Here is a 25210-nt window from a genome sequence, read left to right as displayed (position 1 = left end):
CCGGCCGGGAGCACGGGAGGGCCCGGTCCGCCGGTTCAGGCGGTGGAGACCACCACCGTCTTCGCCGCCTTGTCGTGGATGCACTGCCGGTAGGGCTTGTCGAAGACGCCGAACAGGCCGTCGATGAGCCACCAGAGCCCGGCGCAGCAGAGCACGGCGGGCAGGATGAAGACCGCCGCCCTGGTCCAGGCGGCGGACTGGGTCGGGGAGTTGCCGTCGACGAGCATGGCGACCCGGATCTTCATGGCCTTCTTGCCGAGGGTCTGCCCGTCCCGGCCGAGCATGACGCCCTCGTAGACGAGGTAGAGCGCGCAGGCGAGCCAGAAGGCGCCGGCCGAGCCGGAGCGGTCGGTGAGGCTGGCGAACGGCAGGACCAGGAGCAGGGCGACGGCCTGCACCAGCAGGTAGTCGATCAGCCGGGCGAGGATCCGGTTGGGCCAGCTGCCGAGCGGGGGCATGCCGGGGACGGGTCCGCCGCCGGGCGCACCGTACCCGGCGGGGCCGTAGCCGGGCGGGGGCTGGTCGTAGGGCGACCGGCCGTAGGGGTTCTGCCCGTAGGGAGCGCCGGAGGGAGCGCCGCCGTAGGTGCCGCCGTACGCGCCGGGGCCGTCACCGGCGGGCGGCGGGGTGGCGGAGGGCGGGGTGCCGTACGGGTCCGACGGCGTACCTTCCGGCGTGCCGCCGCCCGACTGCGGGGGCTGCTTGCCGAAGGAGGGCTTGCCGCCCCCCTCCGGCTCGGGGCCTGAGGGGTCGTAGGTGCTCATGACCCGAGTAGAACATCACACATTGTACGAACTTGGGATATTGACTCCGTTTTGTCCGACCGGGACCACCGGGGGTGAAGCCGAGGGAGCCTCAGTGCCGGACGACCCGGGTGCGGGCCGCCCGGTCGTGCCAGCCGCGCCGCGCCGGGCGGTCGAACAGCGGCCAGAACAGCCCGGCCGGCAGCAGCATCGAGAGCTGCCGGACCAGCCACCGGACCAGGGAGCGGCCGATCCCCGGACGGGCCGGAGCGCCGCCCGCCGCCGTCCGGCCCACCGCGACCACCCGGATCCGGGCGAGCCGCTTGCCGAAGGTCTGGCCGGTGCGGGCGGTCGGCAGGACCTCGTAGAGCAGGCCCACGAACAGCAGGATGCCGAGCAGGACGGCGGCCTTGCCGACCACCGTGCCGTCGACCAGCCAGACGTCGATCTGGCGGTGGGTGAGCCGGCTGGCCATCCGGGCCCGGTCCAGCTTGCGCTGGAGGTGCGCCTCGACCGAGCGGCCGAGCGGGACGCCCGCGGCGACGGCGACCACGGCCAGCACGGCGGTGTCGACCAGCCGGGCGGCGAGGCGGCGGCCGAGCCCGGCGGGCTGCTGCTGCGCCGCCGCCGCCGCGGCGCGACGGCGCGGGGCGGCGGGCCGGGGGGCGGGGGGCCGCACGGCGGCGGGCGCGGGCGCGGGGGCGGTGGGCGCGGGGGCGGCGGACGGGACGGGTTCGGCGTCCGCCCCGGCCTCCGCCTCCACCTCCACCGGAGGCGCTTGCGGCGACGGCGACGGCACCTGCGACGGCACCGGGGCCGGGGCCGGGACGGACCGCGGGCCGGCCGGCCCGGGGACGGGCGACGCCTCGGCGGGCGGCACCTCCGCCGCCTCCGGCAGCACTCCCCAGGACACCCAGCGCGACTCGTCGCCCGGCTCGCCCAGCCCGTGCTGCGCCCGGGGATCCGCCTGCCACCCGGCCGGCTCGGGCCCCGGACGCGGTCCGGGCTCCGGCGCCGGCCCCGCCTCCGGGCACGGCTCCGGCAGCAACACCGCGCCCGCCACCGGCTCCGGCTCCGCCGCCGGCCCCGGCACCCGTTCGAACGCCCGCCCGGCCCCCGCCGCAGGCGCCCGCTCCCCGCCGCGCCGGAACACCGGCCCGTTCTCCGGCACCACGAAGGTGAACGACGCGCCGCCCCCGGTCTGGTCCAGGTACACCGGCCCGCTGTCCCCGCCGGACGGCGTCCTCCGCCCCTCGGGCTCCCCCGCCGGCTCGGCGGCCACCGCCACCGGCGGCGGCACGTACCGCCCCGCCCCGCCCCCGCCGGGCGCCACCCCCGGGCGGCGGGTCGCGTACCGGGGCGGTTCGAGCACCTCGCCCTCGGCCGGGGCGGGCCGGCTGGTGCCGGGCACCCAGGCCGAGCCGCCCCAGTAGCGGACGTAGCCGGGGATGGAGGGGTCGGGGTAGTAGCCCGGCGCGGGGCCGGCGGCCGTGTCCGTGCTGCCGCCGGCGAAGGGCCGGTCCGTCATGGGGGCTCGCTTTCCTGGCAGGCCGATGCGGCGCGCCCGGCGAGGGTGCGCGCGACGGTGGCACGGGCGACCCGGGTGGCTCCGCCGCCGGCGCGCGAGGGGTGCCGCCGAGGAGGCGGACAGTCGCCGGGCAGTCACAAAGGGTAGTACCTCGGCGGGCGGACGGCGTGAAGTTGGCCAATCACCGGACAGGCCGGGGCGGCCCACGGTAAGGAAGACGGCGCGTACGCCCGACCACGCGCCCCCGAAGTCCGACGTTCACCACTCCCCGCACCCCCGCCGACGGATCTTCGCAAGAAATCCCGGGAATTCCCGGAAACCTGTGTAAGAGCGCTCCCCCGCCGCGCTCTCCAAGGTCACAGGGCCCGCACCCGGGCACGAACCGCAGGCAGAGAGGAACCGATCATGGAGCGCCCGACGAGCGTGGTCGAGCACGAGCTGGAGCTCAACCTGGTGCTCTCCCCCGAGCACAGCGTCCCCGTGCCGGCCCGGCTGTCGTACGGCAGCCACGACCCCTACGCCGTGCACATCACCTTCCACCTGGACACCGGCTCGCCGGTGACCTGGGTGTTCGCCCGCGAGCTGCTGGTGGAGGGCACCTTCCGGCCCTGCGGCCAGGGCGACGTGCGGATCTGGCCGACCCGCTCGGGCCGGCGCAGCGTGCTCTGCCTGGCGCTGAGCTCGCCGGCCGGGGACGCGCTGCTGGAGGCGCCGCTGCCGGCGGTGGCCGCCTGGCTGGAGCGGGCGCACCGGCTGGTGCCGCCGGGCAGCGAGATGGCCGCGCTGGACATGGACGGCTCGCTGGCCGCCCTGCTCGCGTGAGGCGCCGCACCGCCCCCGGCGGCCCTGACGGATCAGCGGGCCGCGGGGGCCTGCTGACGCTCGCGCGCGGAGTCCGGCCGTCCGCCGCCGCGCTGGCCGGGCAGCGCCGCCGCGGGCGCACCGGCCGCCAGGCGCCGGGCGCGCACGCGTAGCGCGGCGGCCAGCAGGAAACAGATCCCGACGAGCGGGTAGACCGAGGTCGGGATCTGACGCAGCGGCGACAGTTCCAGCACCAGCGCGCCCTGCGGCTTGGCGAGCCACATAGCGAAGGACAGGAAGGCGACCAGTGCGGCCGCGAAGGCGGCCCGCCAGCGGACCTTCCGGACGGCGGCCGGACGGGCCCGTTCGACCGCCGCCTCACAGCCGAGCAGGACGAGCACCGGCACGCACCAGACCCAGTGGTGGGTCCAGCTGATCGGCGAGATCAGCACGGCGGTGACGGCGGTGCAGCAGACGCCCCAGGCCTCGGAGCGCGACAGCCAGCGCGCGCTGCGGGCGGCCCAGGCGGCCACGCCGAGGCCGGCCACCGCGACGACGGCGGCGGCCAGGGTGGCGACGGTGCCCGGTTCGGCGGTGTGCAGCAGCCGGGCGACGGCGCCGCTGAGCGCCTGGTTGTCGACGATCTCGGTCTTGCCGACCCGCGAGGAGTCGTAGAGGTACTTGGTCCAGAAGCCCCAGGTGGCGTCGGGCAGGACGAGCGCGCCGAGCAGGAAGGTGCCGACGAAGGTCGCGCCGGCCACGAGCGCGGCCCGGATCCGGCCGGTGAGCAGCAGGTAGACCGCGAACAGGCCGGGGGTGAGCTTGATGCCGGCGGCGATGCCGATCGCGACGCCCTTGCTGCGGCGCCCGTCGGGGCGGGTGAGGTCCCAGAGGATGAGGCAGGCGAGGGCGAGGTTGATCTGGCCGTAGCGCAGCGTGGTGTAGACGGGTTCGAGCCAGACGCCGGCGCCGGTGACCAGGATCACGCCGATCGCGCGCAGGTCCCGGCGCGGCCAGCCGACCAGTTTGAAGGACAGGTGGGCGAAGAGCGCCAGCAGTCCGAGGTTGCAGAGCGTGACCGCGACCCTCAGGAACGGGATCGGGAACCAGGTCGTCGGCACGAACAGCATCGCGGCGAACGGCGGGTAGGTGGCGGGCAGGTTCCACTGGGTGACGCGCAGTCCGTAGAGGTCCTCGCCGTTGGCGACGGCGGCGCCCTCGGCCCGGTAGACGATCATGTCCACCATCGAGGTGTGCGCGAAGTGGCGGACCACCGCGTAGGCGAGCAGCGAGAACAACGCGACCGCGGAGACGGCCAGCAGCGGGCGGCGCGGGGCCTCGCGCAGGGCGCGCAGGGGTGCGCCGAGGGCGGTGCGCAGCCGGTCCGACAGGGGGGCGGGCGCCCGGTCCGGTGCGCTGGGCACCATGCCGCGCTCGTCTTGCACCGCTGTCACTCTTCGCTCCGTCCGCCGGTCGGCCAACCAGCGACGATACCCGATGCCCCGCGGCCGGCCCGGATCGATTCGGTCACGCAGCGTGACCGGCCGGACATGGTGCCGGCCGGCCGTGCCCCGTTGCGGTCGGGGCACGGACGGCCGGAGTCGGTGGGGCGGGGTCAGCCGGTGTAGGCGCCGAGGGCCCGGGTGAAGTCCAGCGGCTGCTGGACGATCGAGCTGCAGCTGGCGTCGGCGTAGGGCTTGGCGCCGCCCTCGCAGGCCTTGTCGCGGGTGCCGGACCACATCGACAGCCAGGCCAGGTGCTTGCTCTTCGCGAAGTCGGCGAGCTGCTTGGCGTCGGCGACGGTGAAGACCTCGCTGGCGACGTCGTTGACGCCGATCATCGGGGTGACGGCGACCTTGCGCCAGGCGGCGGCGTCGTCGAGCCCGAGCACGCTCTTCACCTGGGCCTGGGTGGCGGTGGCCGCGGCGATGGCGTACTTGCCCATCTGGCCCTGCGGGTTGGGGGCGACGCCGTCGCCGAAGTCCATCGCCATGACGTTGACCGCGCTGATCGCCACGCCGTTGTTCTTGGCGTCGGCGATCAGGTTGACGCCCTCCTGGGTCAGGCCGGAGGGGAGCACGGGGAGGGTGAAGGAGACCTCCAGGGCCTTGCCCTTGGCGGCGGCGTTCTTCTGGAGCTGGACGATGGCCTGGGCACGGCGGGTGTTGGCCGCGGCGTTGGCGATCGCGCCGCCCTCGACGTCGAAGTCGATCTTCGTGAGGCCGTAGGCGTCGACGGTCTTCTGGTAGACGGCGGTGAGGTCGGCGGCCGAGGTGCAGGCGAGGGCCGGCTCGCTGCCGTTGGCACCGCCGAAGGAGACCCGGACGTCGCCGCCGATCGCGCGCAGGGCGCCGATCTGGGCGGCCACCGCGTCGGCGGCGAGGTCGCTCACGCCGCCCCACTTCGGGGTGCAGCCGCCGCCGGAGACCACGAACGCCAGGTTGAAGTCCTTGACGCCACTGGCCTTGGCGGTGGCGACCAGGTCGTAGGGCGGGTAGAGCGAGGTGTCGACGAACGGGGAGAAGCCGGCGCCGCCGGCCGGGGCGGGGGTGCCGGTCGCGGTGGCGGTGGGCGCCGGGGTGGTGGGGGCGGCCGTGGTGGTGGCGCTCGCGGTGGCCGTCGGGGCCGGGGTGGTCGGCGCGGTGGTGGCCGTGGCGGTCGGGCTCGGCGCCCCGGTGGTCGGCCGGCCGGTGGGCGTGGCGGACGCGGTGGCCGTCGCGGTGGCCGAGGCCGAGGCCGAGGCCGACGGCGAGGCGGTGGCGGAGACCGAGGCGGACGGGGAGGCCGTCGCGGTGGTGGTCGGCCGGCCGGACGGGGTCGGCACGGTGCCGTCACCGGGCTTGCAGGAGGCCTGGTTGATCAGGCAGTTGCCCGGTTCGCCCTGCGCGGCGCCGGAGCCCTGGGCGACGAAGCCGACCACGATGCTCTTGCCCGGCTCCAGCCGCTTGCTCCACGCCTCCGGCCGGACGGTGATGTGCTGGCCCTCGGCGGTGAAGGTGGCGTTCCAGAGCGAGTCGATCTTCGCGCCGGCCGGCAGGTCGAAGCTGAGCGTCCAGTCCTCGATGGCGCTGCTGTCCGGGTTGGTGACCAGGTACTGGCCGGTGAAGCCGGAGTCCCAGCTGCTGGTGCGGCTGTAGACGGCGCCGAGCGAGGCGGCGCTGGCCGAGGAGGCGAGGACGACGACGCCACCGGCGACCAGGGCGGCGGCCACCGCGGAAGCGCCGAGCAGCACGCCCTTGCGGCTGCGCCGACGGCGGCCGCCGGGGCGGCGGTGGGGCTGCGGGGTCGTCATGGGGGCGTACCTCCGGGGCTGGCAGGTGTGCGGCCGGGTGGCCGACGCCGATGACGCTAACGGCGCCCCATGGCCGGAAACCGCCTGCTGAGCCAGGGGTAGAACTCCCTTACGGTGCGCTTAAGAAAGAGGGGCGCGAGCCCTCCTTCCGGCCCGACGGGGCCCCGTCCGGGCGCCGAAACCTTTCGCCATTCGCCCGCGACCACCCCGTTCAGCGCGGGAACAGCGGCCCGCGGCCGCGGCGTCTTCCGGTCCGCACCGGGGCGGTGCCGTCCTGGCGCAGGCGCAGCCGCAGCCGGATCTCGGCGCCGCCGAGCACGGCCGACGCACCGAGCGCGAGGTCGCCGCCGGTGGCCTCGGCGAGCTTGCGCACGATGTCCAGCCCGAGGCCGGTGGAGCCCTCGCCGCCGTGGCCCTCGCCGCGCTTCAGCGCCGCCTGCGGGTCGGTGAAGCCCGGGCCCGCGTCCCCGACCAGCACGATCACCGAGCTCTCGGTGGGCAGGACGTCCACCGAGAAGGCGGTGCCGACCGCGGTGTGCCGGAAGACGTTGCCGAGCAGCGCGTCCACCGCCGCCGCCAGGTCGCCGCGCTGCACCGGGACGGGCGTCTCCTGCTCGGCGCCGGTCAGCTGCCAGGGGCGGCCCTCGTCCTCGGCGAGCGCGGACCAGAAGCCGACCCGCTCGCGGATCACCTCGGCGGCGTCGCAGCCGACGGTGACGGCCGGCGCGTCCTCGGGCGCGCGGCGGGCCGAGCGGATGATCTGGTCGACCTCGCGCTCCAGCTGCGACACCGCGTGCCGGGTGGCGTCGGCCGCGTCGCCCTCGCCGAGCGACGCGGCGTTCAGCCGCAGCACGGTCAGCGGGGTGCGCAGCCGGTGCGACAGGTCGGCGGCCAGCTCCCGCTCGGCGGCGAGCAGTTGCACCACCCGGTCGGCCATCGTGTTGAACGCGTGCGCGGCCTCGTGCAGTTCGGCGGGGCTGCCGGCGGCCTGCTTGCCCTCCACCGGCACCCGCACGGCGAGGTCGCCCGCGCCGAGCGCGCGGGCGGCGGCGGCGAGCCGGCGGGCCGAGGCGACGATCCGGGCGCCCATCCGGTCGGCGACCAGCACCGAGATGGCGACCAGCCCGAGCGCGACGCCGGAGAGCACCTGCCAGGCGGTGGCGACGCCCCGGGTGAGGTCGTCGTCGGCCACGAACACCTCGACCACGGCGGTCCGCGCGGTGTCCACGGCGAACGGCTGGAGCAGCGCGAAGCCGCCCGGCACCTGAACGGTGAACGAGCGCCCCTGGAAGCCCGCGGTGGCCACGTCGGCGTCCAGCGCCCGGACCTCGCCGATGGTCGCGCCGGCGGCCGGCCCGGAGGCCGCGGCGGCGGCCGTCCCCGGCACGCCCCGGGGCGCCTGGGCGCCCACCGTCGTCCCCGTCCCGCCCGGCGCCGCGGCCACTCCGCCCGCGGCGCCGGCCGTACCGGCGGCGGTGCCCGACCCGGCGGCGGACTCCGGCGGCGGCAGGTGCACCGCCATCCGCCCCTGCCCGCCCGCGTCCGTGGAGGCCACCGCCCGGACGATGGCGTCCTCGTCGGTGGTGATGGCCAGCGCCGGGCCGAGCGCCGCGGCCTGCCGCTCGGCGGCCGTGAACGCCCGGTCCCGGGCCGTCTGCTGGACCATCAGGCCGAGCGGGATCAGGAAGGCCAGCGCGACCATGGTGGTCCCGGCCACGGCGGCCTTGATCAGCGCCCAGCGCAGCGAGTGCCGCAACCGCCTCATGTCCGGCGCTCCACGGGGACGGGCCCGGACCCGGTGGCCTGTCCGGAGGCCTCCAGCCGGACCCCGACCCCGCGCACGGTGTGCAGGTAGCGCGGACTGGACGCGGTCTCACCGAGCTTGCGGCGCAGCCAGGACAGGTGCACGTCGATGGTCTGGTCGCCGCCGTAGGTCTGCCGCCACACCTCGGCCAGGATCTCCTTGCGCGGCACCACCACGCCCGGCCGGGCCGCGAGGAAGGCCAGCAGGTCGAATTCACGGCGGGTCAGGTCCAGCGCCCGTCCGTCCAGCGAGGCCTCCCGGCGCTGGAGGTCGATCGCCAGCCCGCCGACCCGGAGCACCTGGCTGACCGGGGCCGCCCCGCCGCCGAGCCGGCGCAGCACGGCGGCCATCCGGGCGCTCAGGTGCTCCCCGGAGAACGGTTTCACCAGGTAGTCGTCGGCCCCGTCGTTGAGCAGCCGGACGATCTCCGCCTCGTCGTCCCTGGCGGTCGAGATGATGACCGGGACGTTGGTCAGGCCGCGGATCATCTTGAGCGCCTCGCTGCCGTCCAGATCCGGCAGGCCGAGGTCCAGGATCACCAGGTCGCAGCCGACCTGGGCGACCTCGCGCAGCGCCTCAAGTGCCGTGCCCACGCTGCGAACCGCGTGGCCGGTGTCGGTCAGGTGGCGGATGAGGGCGGATCGTACGAAGGGGTCGTCCTCGACCACGAGCACTGTTGCCATGGGGCTGCACGGTACGCCATCGGCCCCGATTGGTCTGTACCTCGGGTTGGTTCGCGCCGGTCTGTGCGGGGCCGCCCGCACTTGTGCAAGTTCCCTGTGGAAGTGCCGGGGTGCCCGCCTGCGCGCCGGGGGGATACGGCAGGATGTGCGCACGATGCGGAACGGACTGGTACAGCTCGGCGCCTGGGCGGCGGCCACCGGGGCGGCGGTGGCGCTGTCCTGGCTCGGCGTGCACACCGTGCTGGCCGGCGCCGCCTTCGAACAGCCCACCGCGCTGTCCCTGCCCTCGCCGGCCTCGGCCGACGGGCAGAGACCCACGCCGACGCCCTCGGCGACGCAGCCGCAGCCGGCCGGCCGCACCGAGCCGGCCGCGACGCCGTCCACCGGCCGGGCGTCGGCGCCCCCGCCCCGGGCGACGGCCTCCGCGCCCCCGTCGCCCACCGCGACGGCCACGGCCCGCCCGGCACCGGCCACCAGCACCACGTCCTCCGTGCACAGTTATCCCGTTCCGGGCGGCCGGGTCGCCGTGGACCTCCAGTCGGACCACGCCTCGCTGGTCTCCGCGACGCCGGACTCGGGCTGGCAGATGCAGGTCTGGAACGGCCCGCAGTGGTTCCGGGTCGACTTCACCAAGGACGACCAGGCCAACTCGGTGATCGTCTCCTGGAACGGCTACCCGCCGAGGGTCGACCGGGTCGTCCGCTGACCGGGCCGGTCACCAGCGGTCGAAGGGCACGTAGCCCGGCAGGTAGGGCCCGCGGTACCGGGAGCGTTCGACCAGGGTGTGTCTGGTCCCGCCGGGCACCTCGATCGCGGCGAGCAGCACGGTGCCGTAGGCGTCCCGCACCTCGTAGGGCTCGGCGAGCGAGGCGGCGCCCCGGTCGACGGCGTAGTCGTACGCGTAACAGACGTCCGGCACCGCCACCGCGAGGTCGACGACCCCCTCGCCGTGCCGGGCCAGGTGCCCCGCCAGCTCCCGGCCGCGCGGCCCGATCGCCCGGACCAGCGAGGTCAGCACGAACCTGGTCCCGGGTGCCCGCAGCACGTAGGAGACCGTCTCCGGCTCGCCCGTCTCGGGCCCGGCGTACGCGGTGCAGCGCAGCCCGAGCGCGACCGCGTACCGGCGGGCCGCCCGCTCGGCGTCGGCGACCGCGAAGACCACCGCGTCGGCGCGGCCCATCGGGAGCAGCCCGGGCTCCTCCGCGCCCGCCGGGACGGGCCCGGACGCGCCGGGGCCGGCCGGGTCCGGGCCGGCGGCGAGCAGCACGCGTTCGGCGGCGGTGTCGGTCATGTCGGCTCTCCCGGTCGGGGTGCGGGACCACGGGTCGCCCCGGCGCCCCGGGTGGGGACGGGTGCACGGGGTTGTGGCTGGAGGGTGGCGCCGGGCCGACGTCCGCGCAACTGTTCCGTTTCCTCCTGGTCAAGCTGTGCTCCGGGACGGGACAATCGGACGCACCGCTGTACAGAATGCCCACCGGAGGACGGAGCCCTCGATGCCCCCCGCCCACTCCCCCAGTTCCCCGGGCGCCCTCGGATCGTCCAACTCGCTTGCCGGGCAGGGACATTCCGGAGCGTCCGGCGGCCCTGCCGGGAGCACCAACGACGCGATCGACGTGCTGGACGGCCGGCTGATCCGGCTGCTCGCCGAGGAACCGCGGATCGGGGTGCTGGAGTGCTCGCGCCGGCTCCAGGTGGCGCGCGGCACGGTGCAGGCCCGGCTGGACCGGCTCCAGGCGCGCGGGGTGATCGGCGGATTCGGCCCGGAGGTGGACCCGGCGGCGCTGGGCTATCCGGTGACGGCCTTCGCGACCCTGGAGATCTCCCAGGGCCAGGGCGCGGACGTGCGCGAGCACCTATCGGCGGTGCCGGAGGTGCTGGAGCTGCACACCATCACCGGGCACGGCGACATGATGGTGCGGATCGTGGCCCGGTCGAACGCCGATCTGCAGCGGGTGATCGACCGGGTGGTCGGCTTCGACGGGATCGTCCGCTCCTCGACGGCGATCGCCCTGGAGAACCCGGTGCCGTACCGGATCCTGCCGCTGGTCGACCAGGCGGCCGCCGAGTAGCGGCGGAGCCGCGCGGACGGCGGAGGCGGCTCAGCAGGTGGCGACGGGCCCGCCGGCGTGCAGGGCCTCCAGCGCCGAGACCGACTCCGCCAGCGTCCCGACCGGCACCAGCCGCAGCCCGGCCGGGGTGTTCACCTTGGCGTCCGCGCACTCGTCCTTGGGCAGCAGGAAGACGGTCGCGCCGTCCCGGGCCGCCGCCTGGGTCTTCAGCGGCACCCCGCCGACCGGGCCGACCACGCCCTGGTCGTCGATGGTCCCGGTGCCGGCGACGGTCAGCCCGCCGGTGAGGTCGCCGCCCTTGCCGTCCCCGGCGAGCTTGTCGATGATGCCGAGCGCGAGCATCTGGCCGGCGCTCGGGCCGCCGATGTCGCCGAGGTCGACCTTCACCTTCACCTGGGCGGGCGACAGCCCGAGGTAGGAGAGCGCGGCCGCGGTGGCGGCGTCCTGCGACTCGGTCATCTGCTGGGCGGTGACCTCCTCGGCCTTGGCCGGGTCGCCCTGCGGGTAGACGGTCTCGGTGGGCCGCACGGCCTCGTCCTCGTCGAACCAGGCCTGCAGCGAGCGCCAGAAGGTGTTCCGCTCCCCCGGGTTGGTCGCCGAGATGGTCACCATCCGCAGCTGCCCCCGGGGCGTGCGGACCGGCGCGCCGGTGATGGTGAGCACCGGCCGGTCCTGGTAGCTGCCGAGGGTGTCCGCGGTCACGCCGGGGAAGGTCAGCGTGTACGGCAGCGGGACGAACGCGGCCACGCCGAACAGCGCGGCAACCAGCGCTCCGCAGAGCGCGAGGGCGCGGGTCCGGGGGGAGGTGAGGGCCGGGGGCAGCTTGGTGTCGGACACAGAGGCATCCAAACACACCGGGCCGCCCGGCGGGCACGCACACGGCCACCCGGACGGCCCCCGCCCCGGCGGGCGGTCAGCGCAGCGCGTCGGCGACCTCGGTGGCGGCCTCCACCACCCGGGGGCCGACCCGCTCCGGGACGAGCCCGTTGAGCATCACCACGCCGACGCTGCCCTCGATGCCGCTCAGCCCGAGCAGCGCCGCGGCCGCGCCGGACGCTCCCGACTGCTCCTCCGCCCGGGTGATGACGAAGCCCTGTTCCGGCCGGCGCTGGCTCGGGAAGGCCCGGGCCTCCAGGATCGCCCGGCCGGCCGCGCTCTCGCCCAGCGGGTGGCGCAGCCCGGTGCGGTAGGCGACGTGGAAGTCGGTCCAGCTGGGTTCGACGACGGCCACCGCGAGCGCCTCGTTGCCGTCGACCAGGGTGAGGTGGGCGGTGGCGCCGAGGTCCTCGGCGAGGCTGCGCAGCGCGGGCAGCGCCGCCTCGCGCAGCAGCGGGTGGACCCGGTGGGCGAGCCGGAGCACGCCCAGGCCGACCCGGGCGCGGCCGCCGATGTCCCGGCGGACCAGCCCGTGCTGCTCCAGGGTGGCCAGCAGCCGGTAGACGACGGTCCGGTTGACGGCGAGGCGGGCCGCCAGCTCGGTCACGGTGAGCCCGCGTTCCGAGTCGGCGAGCAGCTTGAGGACCCGGACTCCGCGGTCCAGGGTCTGGGAGGTCTCTGCAGTCACGACACGCAATTCCTTTCCGCGGCGGGTCGCGGATCGGCTGACCGGTCCACGACTCGGATGTCGCGCGCAGGTGGGTGGCCGCGCTCGGGCCGCGGAGAGTCGTCCTTGACGTCCTGGGGCCCTGCGGCGCCCGTCTCGCGGGGGTCGCCCGGCGGGAGAGCGTGTGGGAAAGGTAGTGAAGGAATTGCGGCGGCGGAAGTGTTTGTCCAAAATTCGGGCAAGATCAACTTCGCGCGCCTCGCCAAACCTGGACAAAATATGACGGAACACCCCGACCAGGCGTTCGCAGGTTCGACCACAGTCCGAGTTCCGGACGGATCGGGCGGCGCACGACCGGAGGGTGCCGGAACGGGTCGTACCGGAACGGATCGTGTCGGGAGGACGCCGGGTCAGAGCAGATTGCGCAGGACGGTCCAGCCGGCCGCCACCCCGAGCAGCACGGCCGTCCCGCGCCGGCCGAGCGGCGGCTGCCAGCTCCGGCCGGCCAGGCCGTGCCGCAGCCAGACCAGGTAGAGCGCGGCCACCAGGGGCAGCGCCAGCAGCAGCGCCGCGTTGTCGTGCCAGGCGGCGGCGAGGTCGCCGTGCAGCAGGTCGTAGGCCATCCGGGTGCCGCCGCAGCCGGGGCACTCCAGGCCCGTGACCTTGCGCCAGGGGCAGAACGGCAGCGCCTGCCCCGGCAGATGGGGGTCGCGCGACCACAGGTACGCGGAACCGGCCGCACCGCCGGCCAGCACCGCGACCGGTGCCCAGGCCGTGCGCAGCCGCTCGGGAACGGCGAAGCCGCCCCGGCCGGACCGGCCGGGGCGGCGCGCCTTCGCGGACGTGACCAAGGCTCAGCTGCGCAGCAGACGGCCCTGGGCGTCGGTGCGGTCGTTGCTGGTGAGGAACAGGATCCCGTCGATCAGCGACCAGACACCGAGGCCGCCGCAGGTCAGCAGCTGGGCGATGCCCATGCCGATGTGGCCGGTGTAGAAGCGGCCGACACCCAGGCCGCCGAGCAGGATCTGCAGGACGCCCGCGACGACCTTCGACTTGTCGGAGAGCTCGGGCTGCTGCGCGTAGGGCTGCTGGTACGACACGTTCGGTGTACTCCTTGAAAGACAGACAGGCCCGGGCGCACGACGGAGCGTCATGTCCCCCCGGGTCGGTGAGGTGCCGACCGGAATCACCGGGGGCTGCGACGGCCGGCCCCGGACGGGGGGCGTGCGACGTCGGCGGCCCGGAGGCGGCGCGGCACGCGGAACACTAGCCGATCATCCGACCGAATGTCTCCACAAATCCTTCGCGTATATCCGAACGTCATGTGACCTTTACGGTCACGCTGTCCGCGACACGCCGACGGATCGTTACTTCGCCCACTCCCGGATCCTGGCGATCCGCGCCTTCAGCTGATTGGCCGTCGCCTGGGCGGTCAGCGGACCGCCGCACTGCCGGCGCAGCTCGTTGTGGATGGTCCCGTGGGGCTGGCTGGTGCGGTGGTGCCAGGCGGCCACCAGCGCGTTCAGCTCCTTGCGCAGCTCGCGCAGCTCCTGGTGGGTCACCACCGGCCGCTGTTCGGCCGGCAGCTCCAGCAGGTCGGCCTCCTCGGCCGGCTTGCCCTTGCTCCGCTGAATCTGCCGGTGCTGGCGCTTCTGCAGCAGCATCTGCACCTGGTCCGGCTCCAGCAGGCCCGGGATGCCGAGGTAGTCCTCCTCCTCCTCGCTGCCCGGGTGCGCCTGCATCCCGAACTCCATGGCGTTGTAGAGCACCCGGTCGAAGACCGCCTCGGAGCCCAGCGCCTCGTAGGAGAACTCCTCGCCGCCCGCGCCGTCCGGGCCGTCGTTGGCCCGCTCGGCCTCGGCGAGCAGCCGGTCCTCCTCGTCGAAGAGGCCCTCGCCCTCCTTCTTCGGCCGGTCCAGCACGTGGTCGCGCTGGAGCTCCATCTCATTGGCGAAGCCCAGCAGCATCGGGATGGTCGGCAGGAAGACGGAGGCGGTCTCGCCGCGCTTGCGGGCGCGCACGAAGCGCCCGACGGCCTGGGCGAAGAACAGCGGGGTGGAGATCGAGGTGGCGTACACGCCGACGCAGAGCCGGGGCACGTCGACGCCCTCGGACACCATGCGCACCGCGACCATCCAGCGCGAGGTCCCGGCCGCGTAGTCGGAGATCCGCTTGGAGGCCTCGGTCTCGTCGGAGAGCACCAGGGTGACCTTCTCGCCGGTGATCTTGCGCAGCATCTTGGCGTAGGCGCGGGCCACCGTCTGGTCGGTGGCGATCACCAGGCCGCCGGCGTCCGGGATCGCCTTGCGGACCTCGGTGAGCCGGCGGTCCGCGGCCTGCAGCACGGAGGGGATCCACTCGCCCTGCGGGGAGAGCGCGGTGCGCCAGGCCTGGGCGATGAGGTCCTTGGTCATCGGCTCGCCGAGCCGGGCCTCCAGCTCGTCGCCGGACTTGGTGCGCCAGCGCATGTTGCCGCTGTAGGAGAGGAAGATCACCGGGCGGACGACGTGGTCGGCGAGCGCGTGCCCGTAGCCGTAGGTGTAGTCGGCGACCGACTTGCGGATGCCGTCGCCGCCTGCCTCGTACTGGACGAACGGGATCGGGTTGGTGTCCGAGCGGAACGGCGTACCGGTCAGCGCCAGCCGCCGGGAGGCCGGCTCGAAGGCCTCGAAGCAGGCCTCGCCCCAGGACTTCGAGTCACCGGCGTGGTGGATCTCGTCCATGATGACCAGCGTCTTGCGGGCCTCGGTCCGGTTGCGGTGGAGCATCGGGTTCACGCCGACTCCGGCGTAGGTGACCACGATGCCGTGGTACTCCCGGGAGAGCGGCCCGGAGGAGTACGCCGGGTCCAGCTTGATGCCTATCCGGGCGGCGGCCTCGGCCCACTGCTTTTTCAGGTGCTCGGTCGGCGCGACCACGGTGACCTGCTGCACCAGGTGGTTGTGGAGCAGGTAGGAGGCCAGGGTCAGCGCGAAGGTGGTCTTGCCCGCGCCCGGCGTCGCGACGGCGAGGAAGTCGCGCGGCTGGTTCTCGATGTACTTGTCCAGCGCCCCCTGCTGCCAGGCCCGGAGCTTTCCCGCGGTGCCCCAGGGGGCGCGGCCGGGGAAGGCCGGGGACAGGTGGTGCGAGGAGGTCGGCGCGGCTTGGCCGACGGCCCGGACGGGCGCGTGCGGCTCGTTGGCGTCGGAGAAGAGCGGCATCGAGGCGGCGGCAGTACTCACGGTCTCCGAGGGGGGATCGTCGCAGGTCGGAGGCGGTTTTGCAGCCCCGTCCCACGGTCGGGCGGCGTTCGGACAACCCGCCCAGCGTACCGGGCCCGGGGCCGTTCGGGCGGCCGCGGCGGGGCCGGGCGGGGCGTGGACCGGGCCGGTCGGCGGCGGGTTCGGCCGGAAATCGATGTGACGTGGATCACGTCGGAAAGTCGGGAAAACGCGGTAAGCGGAACCCCCTCCACCGCCTCTCTTCCGGGTGAGGCCGCCCCAACCCCACAGCCGCCACCGGCCTCGCACCCCACAGAAGGGAACCGCCGTGCACGCCATCGCCGAAGAGACCGTCCAGGCCCGCCTCATCCTCTCCGCCCACCGTTCCGTCCGGCTGCGGGTCACCCTGACCTACCTCCCGGACGACCCGCTCGCCGTCCGGATGGCCTTCCCCGCCGAGTTCTCGCTGGACGACCCGGCCGACGGGGGCCCGGACTGCGAGGACATCGTCTGGGTCTTCGCCCGCCCGCTGCTCGCCGCCGGCCTGGAGGTGCCCACCGGCATCGGCGACGTCCACGTCCGGCCCGCGCTCGGCCGCCGCACCGTGGTCGAGCTGCGCGCGCCCGAGGGCACCGCGATGGTCCAGTTCGACACCGCCGACCTGCGGCGCTTCCTGTGGCGCAGCCGCCTGCTCGTCCCCGAGGGCGAGGAGCACCTGCACCTGGACGCCGACCGCGCCCTCGCCCAGCTGCTCGGCTGAGCGGCCCGGCGAGGTGTCGGCAGCCGCCCGGGACCGGGCCCGGGCGCCTGCTGCTGCCGCGATGCGCCCACCCGCCGTCCGGGGCGGGCCGTGGCCGGGCCGCTCCGGCGCCCCCCTACGCCGAGAGCTTGCGCATCAGCCGTACGCCCTGCGCCGGCGTGAGGTGCGGCAGGTACGCCTTGCCGATCGCCCGGGTGATGCTGGGCAGCGCGGCCGGGTCGGGGTAGGCCATGTACATCGGCCGGTACTCCGGCTGGAACTTCGCCTTGAACGCGAGCAGCGAGCGGAAGCCGTACACCGGCTCCAGCGCCCGGCCCAGCCAGTCCAGGGTCTTCTGCAGCCCGGTCGGCGGCTCCTTCTCGGAGCGGGCGAGCGGTGCGCCGGAGAGCGAGAGGAAGCGCGCGCCCTCCTGCTTGAAGCCCAGCGCGGCGGAGGCGATCAGGAACTCGGTGACGCCGCGGAAGCCCTCCGAGCGCCGGCGCATGAAGTCCAGCGTCCAGCCGACCGTCTCGCCGTTCTCGTAGACCGGCATCCAGCTGGTCAGTCCGTGCACCGTGCGGTCCTCGCCGACGGCGACCAGCAGCCGCACCGCCGGGTCGGCCAGCTCCTCCAGGCCGCCGAGGGTGAAGCCCATCTCGGGCAGCCCCTTCTCCGAGACCCACTCCTCGGAGATGGCCCGGATCTGCTCCTTCAGCGCGAGCGGCGCCTCGTCGTAGGACCACCACTCGGCGGTGATGCCCTGCTTGCCGGCCTTGTTGAGCGCGGTGCGGATGTCCTGCCACTTGCGGCCGGTGAAGGCGAGGCCGGGCAGGGCGACCACGGTGTCCTCGGCGACCTGCAGCGAGCGCCAGCCGAGCTGTCCGGCGGCGGCCCTGGTCTCCGGGGTGACGCTGTAGAAGCACGGCGTCCAGCCGCGCGCGTCGCAGTACCGGGCGAATCCGGCCACCGCGCGGGCGCGTGCCTCCGGGTCGCCGAACGGGTCGCCGGTGGTCAGCGCCACGGTGTTCAGCACCCGGTAGGCGACGGCCGCCCGGCCGTCCTCGTCGAACCAGTAGTGGTTGCCGTCCCAGGTGGTGATGAAGGAGAGCGTGCCGCCGCCGTGCTCGGTGAGCAGGGTGCGGGCCCGGGCGGCGTCCTCGGCGTCGACGTGCACCACCGGCCGGCGGAAGACCATCAGCAGCGCGCCCAGCGCGACCGCCCAGAAGGCGAGCCCGCAGTACGTCTCCAGGATCCGGGCGAACGGGCCGACCGCGATCGGGTAGTCGGGCAGCAGGTCGTTGTAGGCGGGCGGCAGGTACTGGGCGGGGAGCCCGGCGACCAGCCCGCCGAAGGTCGCGCCCGGCTCGAACTGCCCGGAGACCAGCACGCCCAGCCCGGTGTACGCGGCGCCGGCGAGGACCAGCGCGCCGCCGAGCACGGCGGCCAGCCGGCCGAGCACCGCGCGCGGCAGCCGCAGCGGGAAGCGCTGGCGGGTGGCCAGCAGCAGGCCGGTGGTGAGCAGCGGCAGCAGCAGCGCCTCGACGAAGTACTGGAGGGCGCCGCCCGGGCCGGTGCCGGACTCGGTGAACAGCCAGACCAGCATGGCGGTCCAGAGCAGTTCGGTGGCGACGGTGATCCGCCAGGCGAGCCGCAGGCCCCGGCGCAGCCCCTCGGCCAGCACCAGCAGCAGGGCCGGGAAGAGCGCGGCCATCAGCCGGGCCGGGGTGTCGAAGATCCGCTCGACGGCGTGGGCGCGGGCGCAGTCGTGGGCCGAGACGGCGCAGAAGTCGGCGACCTCGTCGGGGCTGAGCCGGTGCGAGAGGTAGATCTCCGAGAAGGTGTTGAACGGGCCGGCCGCGTTGTCGTACAGCGAGGCGATCAGCGGGCCGAGTGCGGCGGCGACCAGGCAGAGCGCCACCAGCACCCGGGTCTCGGTGTGCGAGGAACGGTGCGAGCGCAGGTGCGGGCGGCCGCGGGTGAGCAGCGCGCCGGCGGCCAGTCCGGCCAGGGCGCCGCAGAAGCGCTGCACGCTCTGCAGGTGCCCCACGTACAGCGTCATCACCAGCGGGACCAGCACCACCAGCAGGTGCAGGCGGCGGCGCCAGAGCACGGTCAGCCGGTAGCCCAGCACGCCGGCCAGCGCGAACAGGCCGACGCCGGGGCCGACGGCGGTCTGGCCGACCACCGAGGCGGTCCACTGCTCGCCGAACGCGGCCCCGGCCGCGACCACGCCGGTGCCGGCCAGGGTGCCGGCCAGCTGCCCGGCGACCACCACCCCGAGGGTGCGCAGCGGGCCGAGCCGGCGCTCGGCGGCCGGGGCGACCAGGAGCAGCAGCAGGCTGGTGAAGACGTAGGCGCCGGTGCCGGAGCACCAGAACAGCGAGGTGAACGGCGTCCACCAGCGGCCCGCGCCGAGGGTGGGGGTGCCGACACCCACCTGCTCCAGCAGGGCCTCGGACGGGCCGAGGCCGAGGCTGCCGGTGGCGGCGCCGACGGCCCAGAGGCCGACCAGCAGCACCAGGGTCAGCGGGGCCTCGCCGAGCCGGACGGCCACCCGGGCGCCGAGTCCGGCGGCGGCGCCGGCGAGGCGCCGCGGGGAGCGCGGTGCGGGGGCCCCGGGGCCGGGGGCGTCCGGGGCGGGGGCGGAGCCCGTGCCGCGGGACTGCTCGGGGACCCTGGGGCCCGGCGGTTCGCCGTCCCGCCGCGACGTCCGTTCGCCCACCGGGCCGCGGGCGGGCGCGGCGCCGAGCCGGATCACCGGGTCATCCCGGTCTGCCGGCCGAGCCAGGGCAGGTTGCGGTCGAGCGCCTCGCGGAACACCGTCCAGCTGTGGCCCCCGGGGATCGGCTGGAACTCCACCTTCATCCCTGCCTTCTGCGCGGCGGCGTACATGGTCTCCTGCTGCGGGCGGAAGTCGTCGTCACCGGCGCCGACCGCGAAGACGCCGGCGGTGTCCGGGTACCGGCGGGTGGCCATCAGCTGCGCCGGGTCGACGGCCGCGAAGGCCTTCTCGTCGCCGTCGAAGGCCTTCTCGACGGTCTCGCCGTGGCTGCCGAGGGTGGGCTCGTCCTGGCCGGAGATGTCGATGAACGACCCGTAGACGTGCGGGGCGTTGACGGCCAGCTGGAGCGCGCAGGTGCCGCCGAGCGAGGCGCCGCCGATGGCGAGGGCGCCGCGGCCGGCGGCGGTCTGCAGGTGGCCGCGGATCCAGTCGGGCACGTCCTCGGCGAGGTAGGTCTGGGCCCGGGCGACGTTGGAGTCCATGCAGAGGCTGTTGCCCCACATGGTGGCGATCTGGTCCACCATCACCACGATCGGGGCGAGGCCCCGGTGCTCGGCGGCGAAGGCGTCCAGCCGCTCCTGCATGCCGCCGGAGTTCACCCAGTCGGACGGGTTGCCGGGCTGGCCGGCCATCAGCACCAGCACCGGCAGCAGCGGCCGGGGGCTGGCCTGGTAGGCGGGGGGCAGGTAGACGTAGGCGTCGCGGGCCTCGAAGCCGGACTTGCTCCCGGGGATCGGCGCGGTCGAGACGGTGCCCTTCTCCGGCAGGCCGGCCGGGGGCTGCCAGACCTCCTCCAGCACCTTGCCGGCCGGCACGGCGACCACCTCGGGCGCCTTGCCGGTGGTCAGCGCCTGGGTCCTCGGCGCCAGCATGACGCGGGCCGTCGGGTACTGGTCGAAGCCGCGGTTGACCTGCGAGGCCGCCATCAGCACCACCAGGACCGCACCGCCGGCCGCCAGGAACCGCCGCCGGCCGGGCAGCAGCGGGGCGCGGAAGCCGGCCAGGGCCAGGGCGAAGACGGCGAGCGCGACCCAGCCGAGCACGTAGTCGGGGGTGCCCTCCGGGAAGGGGTGCCACCACCCGTCCACGACGATCTTGATCGCGGCGGTGACGGCGGCGGTGAGCAGCGCGGCACCGGCCGGGCGCAGGCCGAGCCAGCGCCGGTCGCGGGAGAGGGACAGCAGCACCAGCGAGGCGCAGCCGGCGGCGAGCACGGCGTACGGGATCGGGCCGCGGGTGAGCGGCCAGTCGAGCGGGTTCCAGCGAACGGCGAGTTCGGTGGCGGCGGTGGTGAGGGCGAGGGAGGTCATACCGGTTTCCCGGGACGCGTGGTGCCGGCGAGGAAGCCGTAGGCGACGACGTTGCCGTCGTAGCCGTGCTCCTCGCTGAAGCCTCCGCCGCAGGTGATCACCCGGAGTTGGGCGTCGGCGGCCTGGCGGTACACCCGCTCGTCCGGGAAGTCCTTTCGGTCGTGCACTTCGATGGCGTAGAGCTGGTAGACGGCGGTCCGGCCGTCCTCGCGGAGGATCTCGATCCGGTCCCCGCGGTGCAGGGCGCCCAGGTGGTAGAAGACGGCGGGCCCGCTGTCGTTGTCGACGTGGCCGGCGATGATCGCGGTGCCGCGCTGCCCGGGGGCGGCGCCGTCCCGGTACCAGCCGGCGAGGTTGCGGTCCTCCTGCGGCGGGGTCTGGAGGCGGCCGTCCCGGTCGAGACCGAGGCCGGTGACCGGGGCGTCGAGCCGGACGGCGGGGATGCGGATCCGGGTCGGCCGGGAGGGGCTGAGCGGCGGCACCACCGAGACCGGGGCGAAGCCGGTGAGGGCCTGCCCGGCGCCGGGGGCCGGGGGGAGCACGGCGGACGGGCCGTCGTGCAGCAGCCACGCCCCCAGCACGAGCGCGGCACCGGCCGCCAGGGTGCCCGGCCACGGGCTCCTGCTCTGCTGGGCGCCCACCGGCGCTCCCCTCTGCTGACGTCGGACCGGTCACCGGTTCCTGGGAAGTTCCTGGGAACCATGCAACCGGATCGGACCCTATGCCACATTCATACGTTGGTCGTACTCACTCCCGCCGATCGGCAGGGCCAAGGGGGCATCACCCTGCCCCAAGGGGTGAGACGTCACCGTCACGCCACTCTCCGGTCACCCGGCGGCTTCCAGGAATGACGACGATCTCTTCATCGGACACTCAGGAACGCCGTCCCGGTTGCATCCTTCGGGCGATCAGTTCCGACCGTCCGTGGTGCGGCATTGATCGATCCCGATCGCATGCCATGCTGACCCCGTTCACAGGCCTATCACCGCACTTGTCCGACCGGGCCCCGGTCCGCCCGGACGACCGCGCGCCGCGCCTGCCGTGCCCCGCCCCGCGCACGCCCCACGAACGGAGTGACCATGGACGCCCTCTCCCGTCGCACCCTGCTGGCCGCGGGCGCCGCCGGCGCCGCCGCCCTCGCGGCGGGCTGCGGGGCCCGGAGGGACCCGGGCGACGGGCAGGCGACCACTCCGGCCCCGGCGCCGGCACCGGCCACCCCGGCCGAGGACCACGCGGTGGTGCCGACCGAGGCGGCCAAGCCCCCGGTCACCCTGATCGGCGACGGCTCCACCTCGGACACCGGCCCCCAGCCGCACCAGCCCGTGCCCGACGTGCTGCGGCCCGGCGGGCGCCCGCCGCAGTTCGTGGTCTTCTCCTGGGACGGCGCCGGCGAGCTCGACAACGGGCTGTTCGCCCGGTTCCGCCGGCTCGCCCGGGAGCACAACGCCTCGATGACCTTCTTCCTCAGCGGCCTCTACCTGCTGCCGGAGTCCCGCAAGGACCTCTACCGCCCGCCGCAGCACAAGGCCGGCGCCTCCGACATCGGCTACCTGAGCGACCAGCACATCCGCGACACCCTGGAGAACCTGCACGCCGCCTGGACGGAGGGCCACGAGATCGGCACCCACTTCAACGGCCACTTCTGCGGCGCCACCGGCGTCGGCAGGTGGTCCCCGGAGGAGTGGGACAGCGAGATCCAGCAGGCGATGGACTTCGTGACGAACTGGCGGACCAACACCGGCTTCACCGATCTGCCGGCGCTGCCGTTCGACTACCGCAAGGAGCTGATCGGCAGCCGCACCCCCTGCCTGGAGGGGCAGCGCAACCTGCTGCCCACCGCCGTCAAGCGCGGCTGGCGCTACGACAGCAGCGGCAACGGCACTCAGACCTGGCCGCAGAAGATCCAGGGCGGCGCGCTGTGGGACCTCCCGCTGCAGTCCATCCCGTTCCCCGGGCACACCTTCCAGGTGCTGTCGATGGACTACAACATCATGTTCAACCAGTGCGGCAGCAACACCAAGGCCGACCCGTCGCTCCACCCCGGCTTCCAGACCCAGGCCCGGGACGCCTATCTGATGGGCTTCGAGCGCGCCTACACCACCAACCGCGCGCCGTTCGTCATCGGCAACCACTTCGAGGAGTGGAACGGCGGCATCTACATGAACGCCGTCGAGGAGGTGCTCGGGGCGATCGCCGGACGGCCCGAGGTCCGGCTGGTCTCCTTCCGCCAACTGGTGGACTGGCTGGACGCCCAGGACCCGGCGGTGCTGCGCAAACTGCAGACCCTCGGCCCCGGCCAGGCCCCGGCCGGCGGCTGGGAGAGCTTCTGACGCCCCGCCCGCCGGGCCCCCGCCGCCGGCCAGCGCCTCAGCCGGCCTTCCGGACCCGCCCCGAGACCAGCGCGCCGAGCAGCGCGACCCCGGTCATGGTCAGGAAGATCACCGCGAACGCGCCGGTCGACCCGGTGCCCGCGGCGCCGTCGTGGGCGGCGGCCACCGAGCCGCCGCCCAGCGCCGCGAACAGCACCCCGGACAGGCCCACCAGCAGCACGTTGCCCAGCGCGTCGCTCACCTGGAGCGAGGCCGAGTTGGCCCCGGCGTCCTCCGGCGTCGACAGCTTCATCATCAGCACGCTGACGCTCGCGACCGCCAGGCCCATGCCGATCCCGCCGACGCCCCAGGCCACCGCCGCCACCCAGGCCGGCACCGCCGGGACGAGCACCAGCGAGGCCCCCGCGATGGCCACCGCGGTCAGCACGAAGCCGCCGCGGATCATCAGCGTGCGGTACCGCTCGGCCCCCGGCCGGCCCTGGATCCAGGAGCCGAGCGCCCAGGACAGCCCGCCGCTGGTCAGGGTGAGCCCGGCCAGCGTCGGCGACAGTCCGCGCTCGGTCACCATCATCAGCGGGATGAACGCCTCGGCCGCGAAGAACGCCCCCGCCGCGACCCCGCGCAGCAGGATCACCGTCGGCAGTCCGCGCCCGGCCCGCAGCGTCCCGGCCGGCAGCAGGCCGAGCACCGCGGGGAGCAGCAGCGCCGCCCCGGCGACGGCCGGCAGCAGGCCGAGGAGGTCGAGCCGCTGGCCCGCGTACTGCAGCAGACCGGCGCCGAGCGCGGCCATCGCGGCCAGCCCGGTGCGGCGGCGGTCGAACGCGGCGCCCCTGAGCACCGGCTGCTCCTTCTCCGAGCGGCGCAGCGCCGGGCCCATGACGGCCAGCGGCAGCAGGATCAGCGCCGGTACGGCGAGGAAGACCCAGCGCCAGCCGAGGTGCTGGGTGACCGCGCCGGAGACCACCGGGCCGACGATCGACGGCAGCACCCAGGCGGAGGAGAAGGCGGCGAACACCGACGGCCGCAGCCGTTCGGGGTAGGCCCGCCCGACCACCACGTAGAGCGCGACGATCACCAGGCCGCCGCCGAGGCCCTGGATCGCCCGGCCGCCGACGAAGATCCACATCCCCGGCGCCGCCCCCGCCACCAGCAGGCCCGCTCCGAACACCGCGATGCCGGTGAACAGCGGTTGCAGCGGGCCGCTGCGGTCGCACCACTGGCCGGAGACGACCAGCGCGAACAGGGTGGTGGTGAAGTAGCCGGAGAAGGCGAAGGCGTACAGCCCGAGCCCGTCCAGCTCGCGGGCGGCCACCGGCATCGCGGTGTTGACGGCCGTCGCCTCGAAGGCGATCACCAGGACCACCGAGACGATGCCCAGGGTCAGGGCCCGGAAGCGGTCGCCCAGCACCCCGCCGCCGGGGTCGGTCGGTATCGGGACGGGGTCGGTGCCGGTGTCGGCCGAGGCGGCGGAGGCTGTGGTCATACGTATGATCGTAAGGCGCGTCCGGGCCGTTGAACCCTGACCCCGGTCGGGATTCCGGCTCCGACCACGGACCTAGGCCCTCGCCGGTGCGGGGTCAGTGCAGCACCTTGAGGCCCACCACGCCGGAGACGATCAGCAGCAGGCAGCCGATCCGGGCCAGGGTCACCGCGTCGCCCAGCACCGCCATGCCGTAGAGCGCGGTGCCGACCGCGCCGATGCCCACCCACACCGCGTAGCCGGTGCCGATCGGGATCGAGCGCATCGCGTACGCCAGTCCGCCCATCGAGAGCGTCAGCGCCACCCCGAACACCACGGTCGGGACCAGCCGGGAGAACCCCTTGGAGGCTTCCAGGGCAACCGCCCAGACGGTCTCCAGGAGGCCGGAGAGAACCAGAACGAGCCAAGCCATGACGGTCGCACCTTCCGCAGTCGGCAGCGGCCGGGTTGCCGCTGTCACTGCGCCGTCTTGTCCTGACCGGGTACGACGCGCTCGTCCGGGGCGGCCCGCGCGGGACCACCTGTCCCCGACGGTAGCACACAGCCCGCCACACGGAATTTACAAAAGGATATTGACGTTCCGCCCGGCATTCCGCCAAACTGAATTCACCAACACGGCGAACGACGACAGGAGTCGGACATGGACAGGAAGACGGCGGCCCCCGCGCCCCGCACCTGCGCCCCCGCTCCCCTGTGTTGTCGCGCCTGTCGCTGCTGCCGCGCCTGAGGCGCCCCCGCAGTCCAGCCTGTCACGAGTTCCACCCCCATGGCCGTGTGCCCGAGTGGTTGAGGGAACCGCCTGCAAAGCGGTGTACACGGGTTCGATTCCCGTCATGGCCTCCGAAAGCGAATTGCCGGTCGGCGCGAAAAGCGCCCACCGGCAATTCGTCATGCATTTCCCGGGGA

General features: G+C 74.7%; 22 protein-coding genes, 1 tRNA gene and 1 riboswitch. Of the genes, 6 read left to right on the top strand and 17 right to left on the bottom strand.

Translation table 11 applies throughout. The features are described 5' to 3' along the window. Positions 1-35 precede the first annotated feature (35 nt). Positions 36-764 (bottom strand): RDD family protein, encoded by a 729-nt coding sequence (locus tag ACFVVL_RS17640; RefSeq protein WP_380294211.1) that lies wholly within the window; start codon positions 762-764, stop codon positions 36-38. A 91-nt stretch (positions 765-855) separates the two neighbouring features. Next, the gene (locus ACFVVL_RS17635) at positions 856-2271 is read right to left on the bottom strand and encodes an RDD family protein (protein ID WP_387676053.1); all 1416 of its coding nucleotides are present in this window, start codon (positions 2269-2271) and stop codon (positions 856-858) included. A gap of 405 nt (positions 2272-2676) precedes the next feature. Here ACFVVL_RS17635 and ACFVVL_RS17630 point away from each other — a divergent pair, with 405 nt between their 5' ends. Next, a complete protein-coding gene (locus tag ACFVVL_RS17630) occupies positions 2677-3093 on the top strand; it encodes an SsgA family sporulation/cell division regulator (protein ID WP_380292894.1) in 417 nt (138 codons plus the stop codon). A 32-nt stretch (positions 3094-3125) separates the two neighbouring features. On the opposite strand, the gene ACFVVL_RS17625 is transcribed toward ACFVVL_RS17630, so the two are convergent. From ACFVVL_RS17625 to ACFVVL_RS17610, 4 genes are all read right to left on the bottom strand, one after another. Beyond that, a complete protein-coding gene (locus ACFVVL_RS17625) occupies positions 3126-4526 on the bottom strand; it encodes a glycosyltransferase 87 family protein (RefSeq protein WP_380292893.1) in 1401 nt (466 codons plus the stop codon). Between the two features lie 161 nt (positions 4527-4687). After that, positions 4688-6364 carry a cellulose binding domain-containing protein gene (locus ACFVVL_RS17620; RefSeq protein WP_387676049.1) on the bottom strand — a complete coding sequence of 559 codons (1677 nt, stop codon included), beginning with the start codon at positions 6362-6364 and terminating at the stop codon, positions 4688-4690. A gap of 211 nt (positions 6365-6575) precedes the next feature. Then, the gene (locus ACFVVL_RS17615; protein WP_387676328.1) at positions 6576-8108 is read right to left on the bottom strand and encodes a sensor histidine kinase; all 1533 of its coding nucleotides are present in this window, start codon (positions 8106-8108) and stop codon (positions 6576-6578) included. A gap of 17 nt (positions 8109-8125) precedes the next feature. Continuing rightward, on the bottom strand, positions 8126-8851 hold the full coding sequence (locus tag ACFVVL_RS17610) for a response regulator transcription factor (protein WP_380292889.1): 726 nt from the start codon (positions 8849-8851) through the stop codon (positions 8126-8128). Positions 8852-9005: 154 nt separating this feature from the next. Between ACFVVL_RS17610 and ACFVVL_RS17605 the strand changes: the two genes are divergently transcribed. Then, positions 9006-9557, top strand: a complete 552-nt coding sequence (locus ACFVVL_RS17605; protein ID WP_380292887.1) for a hypothetical protein — start codon at positions 9006-9008, stop codon at positions 9555-9557. A gap of 9 nt (positions 9558-9566) precedes the next feature. Here the strand turns inward: ACFVVL_RS17605 and ACFVVL_RS17600 are convergent, their stop codons facing one another. Further along, positions 9567-10142 (bottom strand): VOC family protein, encoded by a 576-nt coding sequence (locus tag ACFVVL_RS17600; protein WP_380292885.1) that lies wholly within the window; start codon positions 10140-10142, stop codon positions 9567-9569. Positions 10143-10344: 202 nt separating this feature from the next. Here ACFVVL_RS17600 and ACFVVL_RS17595 point away from each other — a divergent pair, with 202 nt between their 5' ends. After that, complete coding sequence (locus ACFVVL_RS17595) at positions 10345-10920, top strand: Lrp/AsnC family transcriptional regulator (RefSeq protein WP_380292883.1); 576 nt, start codon at positions 10345-10347, stop codon at positions 10918-10920. Between the two features lie 30 nt (positions 10921-10950). Here ACFVVL_RS17595 and ACFVVL_RS17590 read toward each other — a convergent pair whose 3' ends face one another. From ACFVVL_RS17590 to ACFVVL_RS17570, 5 genes are all read right to left on the bottom strand, one after another. Further along, a complete protein-coding gene (locus ACFVVL_RS17590; protein WP_387676044.1) occupies positions 10951-11757 on the bottom strand; it encodes a S16 family serine protease in 807 nt (268 codons plus the stop codon). Positions 11758-11833: 76 nt separating this feature from the next. Continuing rightward, positions 11834-12484: an IclR family transcriptional regulator gene (locus tag ACFVVL_RS17585; RefSeq protein ID WP_270146684.1), complete on the bottom strand. Its 651-nt coding sequence runs from the start codon at positions 12482-12484 to the stop codon at positions 11834-11836. Between the two features lie 389 nt (positions 12485-12873). After that, positions 12874-13314, bottom strand: coding sequence for a DUF2752 domain-containing protein (locus tag ACFVVL_RS17580; protein WP_380292879.1), 441 nt, complete (start codon positions 13312-13314; stop codon positions 12874-12876). Between the two features lie 3 nt (positions 13315-13317). Then, on the bottom strand, positions 13318-13563 hold the full coding sequence (locus ACFVVL_RS17575; RefSeq protein WP_380292877.1) for a TM2 domain-containing protein: 246 nt from the start codon (positions 13561-13563) through the stop codon (positions 13318-13320). A 267-nt stretch (positions 13564-13830) separates the two neighbouring features. Beyond that, positions 13831-15663 (bottom strand): DEAD/DEAH box helicase, encoded by a 1833-nt coding sequence (locus ACFVVL_RS17570; protein ID WP_387676325.1) that lies wholly within the window; start codon positions 15661-15663, stop codon positions 13831-13833. A 328-nt stretch (positions 15664-15991) separates the two neighbouring features. Here ACFVVL_RS17570 and ACFVVL_RS17565 point away from each other — a divergent pair, with 328 nt between their 5' ends. Beyond that, entirely contained in the window at positions 15992-16423 is a 432-nt protein-coding gene (locus tag ACFVVL_RS17565) for an SsgA family sporulation/cell division regulator (RefSeq protein WP_380292875.1), read from the top strand. Between the two features lie 115 nt (positions 16424-16538). Here the strand turns inward: ACFVVL_RS17565 and ACFVVL_RS17560 are convergent, their stop codons facing one another. Genes ACFVVL_RS17560 through ACFVVL_RS17550 form a run of 3 tightly spaced genes read right to left on the bottom strand, consistent with a single transcriptional unit; the run spans position 16539 to position 21135 of the window. Then, positions 16539-19160 (bottom strand): bifunctional lysylphosphatidylglycerol flippase/synthetase MprF, encoded by a 2622-nt coding sequence (locus ACFVVL_RS17560; protein ID WP_387676039.1) that lies wholly within the window; start codon positions 19158-19160, stop codon positions 16539-16541. Continuing rightward, complete coding sequence (locus tag ACFVVL_RS17555) at positions 19157-20494, bottom strand: alpha/beta hydrolase (protein ID WP_380292871.1); 1338 nt, start codon at positions 20492-20494, stop codon at positions 19157-19159. Before ACFVVL_RS17555 ends, ACFVVL_RS17560 begins: the two co-directional genes overlap by 4 nt. Next, positions 20491-21135, bottom strand: coding sequence for a class F sortase (locus tag ACFVVL_RS17550; protein ID WP_387676036.1), 645 nt, complete (start codon positions 21133-21135; stop codon positions 20491-20493). Before ACFVVL_RS17550 ends, ACFVVL_RS17555 begins: the two co-directional genes overlap by 4 nt. Before the next feature lie 438 nt (positions 21136-21573). Here ACFVVL_RS17550 and ACFVVL_RS17545 point away from each other — a divergent pair, with 438 nt between their 5' ends. After that, a complete protein-coding gene (locus ACFVVL_RS17545; RefSeq protein WP_387676033.1) occupies positions 21574-22824 on the top strand; it encodes a hypothetical protein in 1251 nt (416 codons plus the stop codon). Between the two features lie 37 nt (positions 22825-22861). Here the strand turns inward: ACFVVL_RS17545 and ACFVVL_RS17540 are convergent, their stop codons facing one another. Both ACFVVL_RS17540 and ACFVVL_RS17535 read right to left on the bottom strand, forming a co-directional pair. Beyond that, positions 22862-24307 (bottom strand): MFS transporter, encoded by a 1446-nt coding sequence (locus ACFVVL_RS17540; RefSeq protein ID WP_387676030.1) that lies wholly within the window; start codon positions 24305-24307, stop codon positions 22862-22864. A 94-nt stretch (positions 24308-24401) separates the two neighbouring features. Further along, positions 24402-24716, bottom strand: coding sequence for a DMT family transporter (locus tag ACFVVL_RS17535; RefSeq protein ID WP_380292863.1), 315 nt, complete (start codon positions 24714-24716; stop codon positions 24402-24404). Positions 24717-24762: 46 nt separating this feature from the next. Beyond that, positions 24763-24828, bottom strand: a riboswitch (guanidine-III (ykkC-III) riboswitch). Positions 24829-25072: 244 nt separating this feature from the next. Between ACFVVL_RS17535 and ACFVVL_RS17530 the strand changes: the two genes are divergently transcribed. Continuing rightward, a tRNA-Cys gene (locus tag ACFVVL_RS17530) sits at positions 25073-25144 on the top strand. Positions 25145-25210 lie beyond the last annotated feature (66 nt).

Source organism: Kitasatospora sp. NPDC058115 (assembly GCF_042884635.1).
GTDB lineage: Bacteria > Actinomycetota > Actinomycetes > Streptomycetales > Streptomycetaceae > Kitasatospora.
Note: the sequence above shows the minus strand (reverse complement) of the source record. Positions and strands in the feature narration are given on the sequence as shown.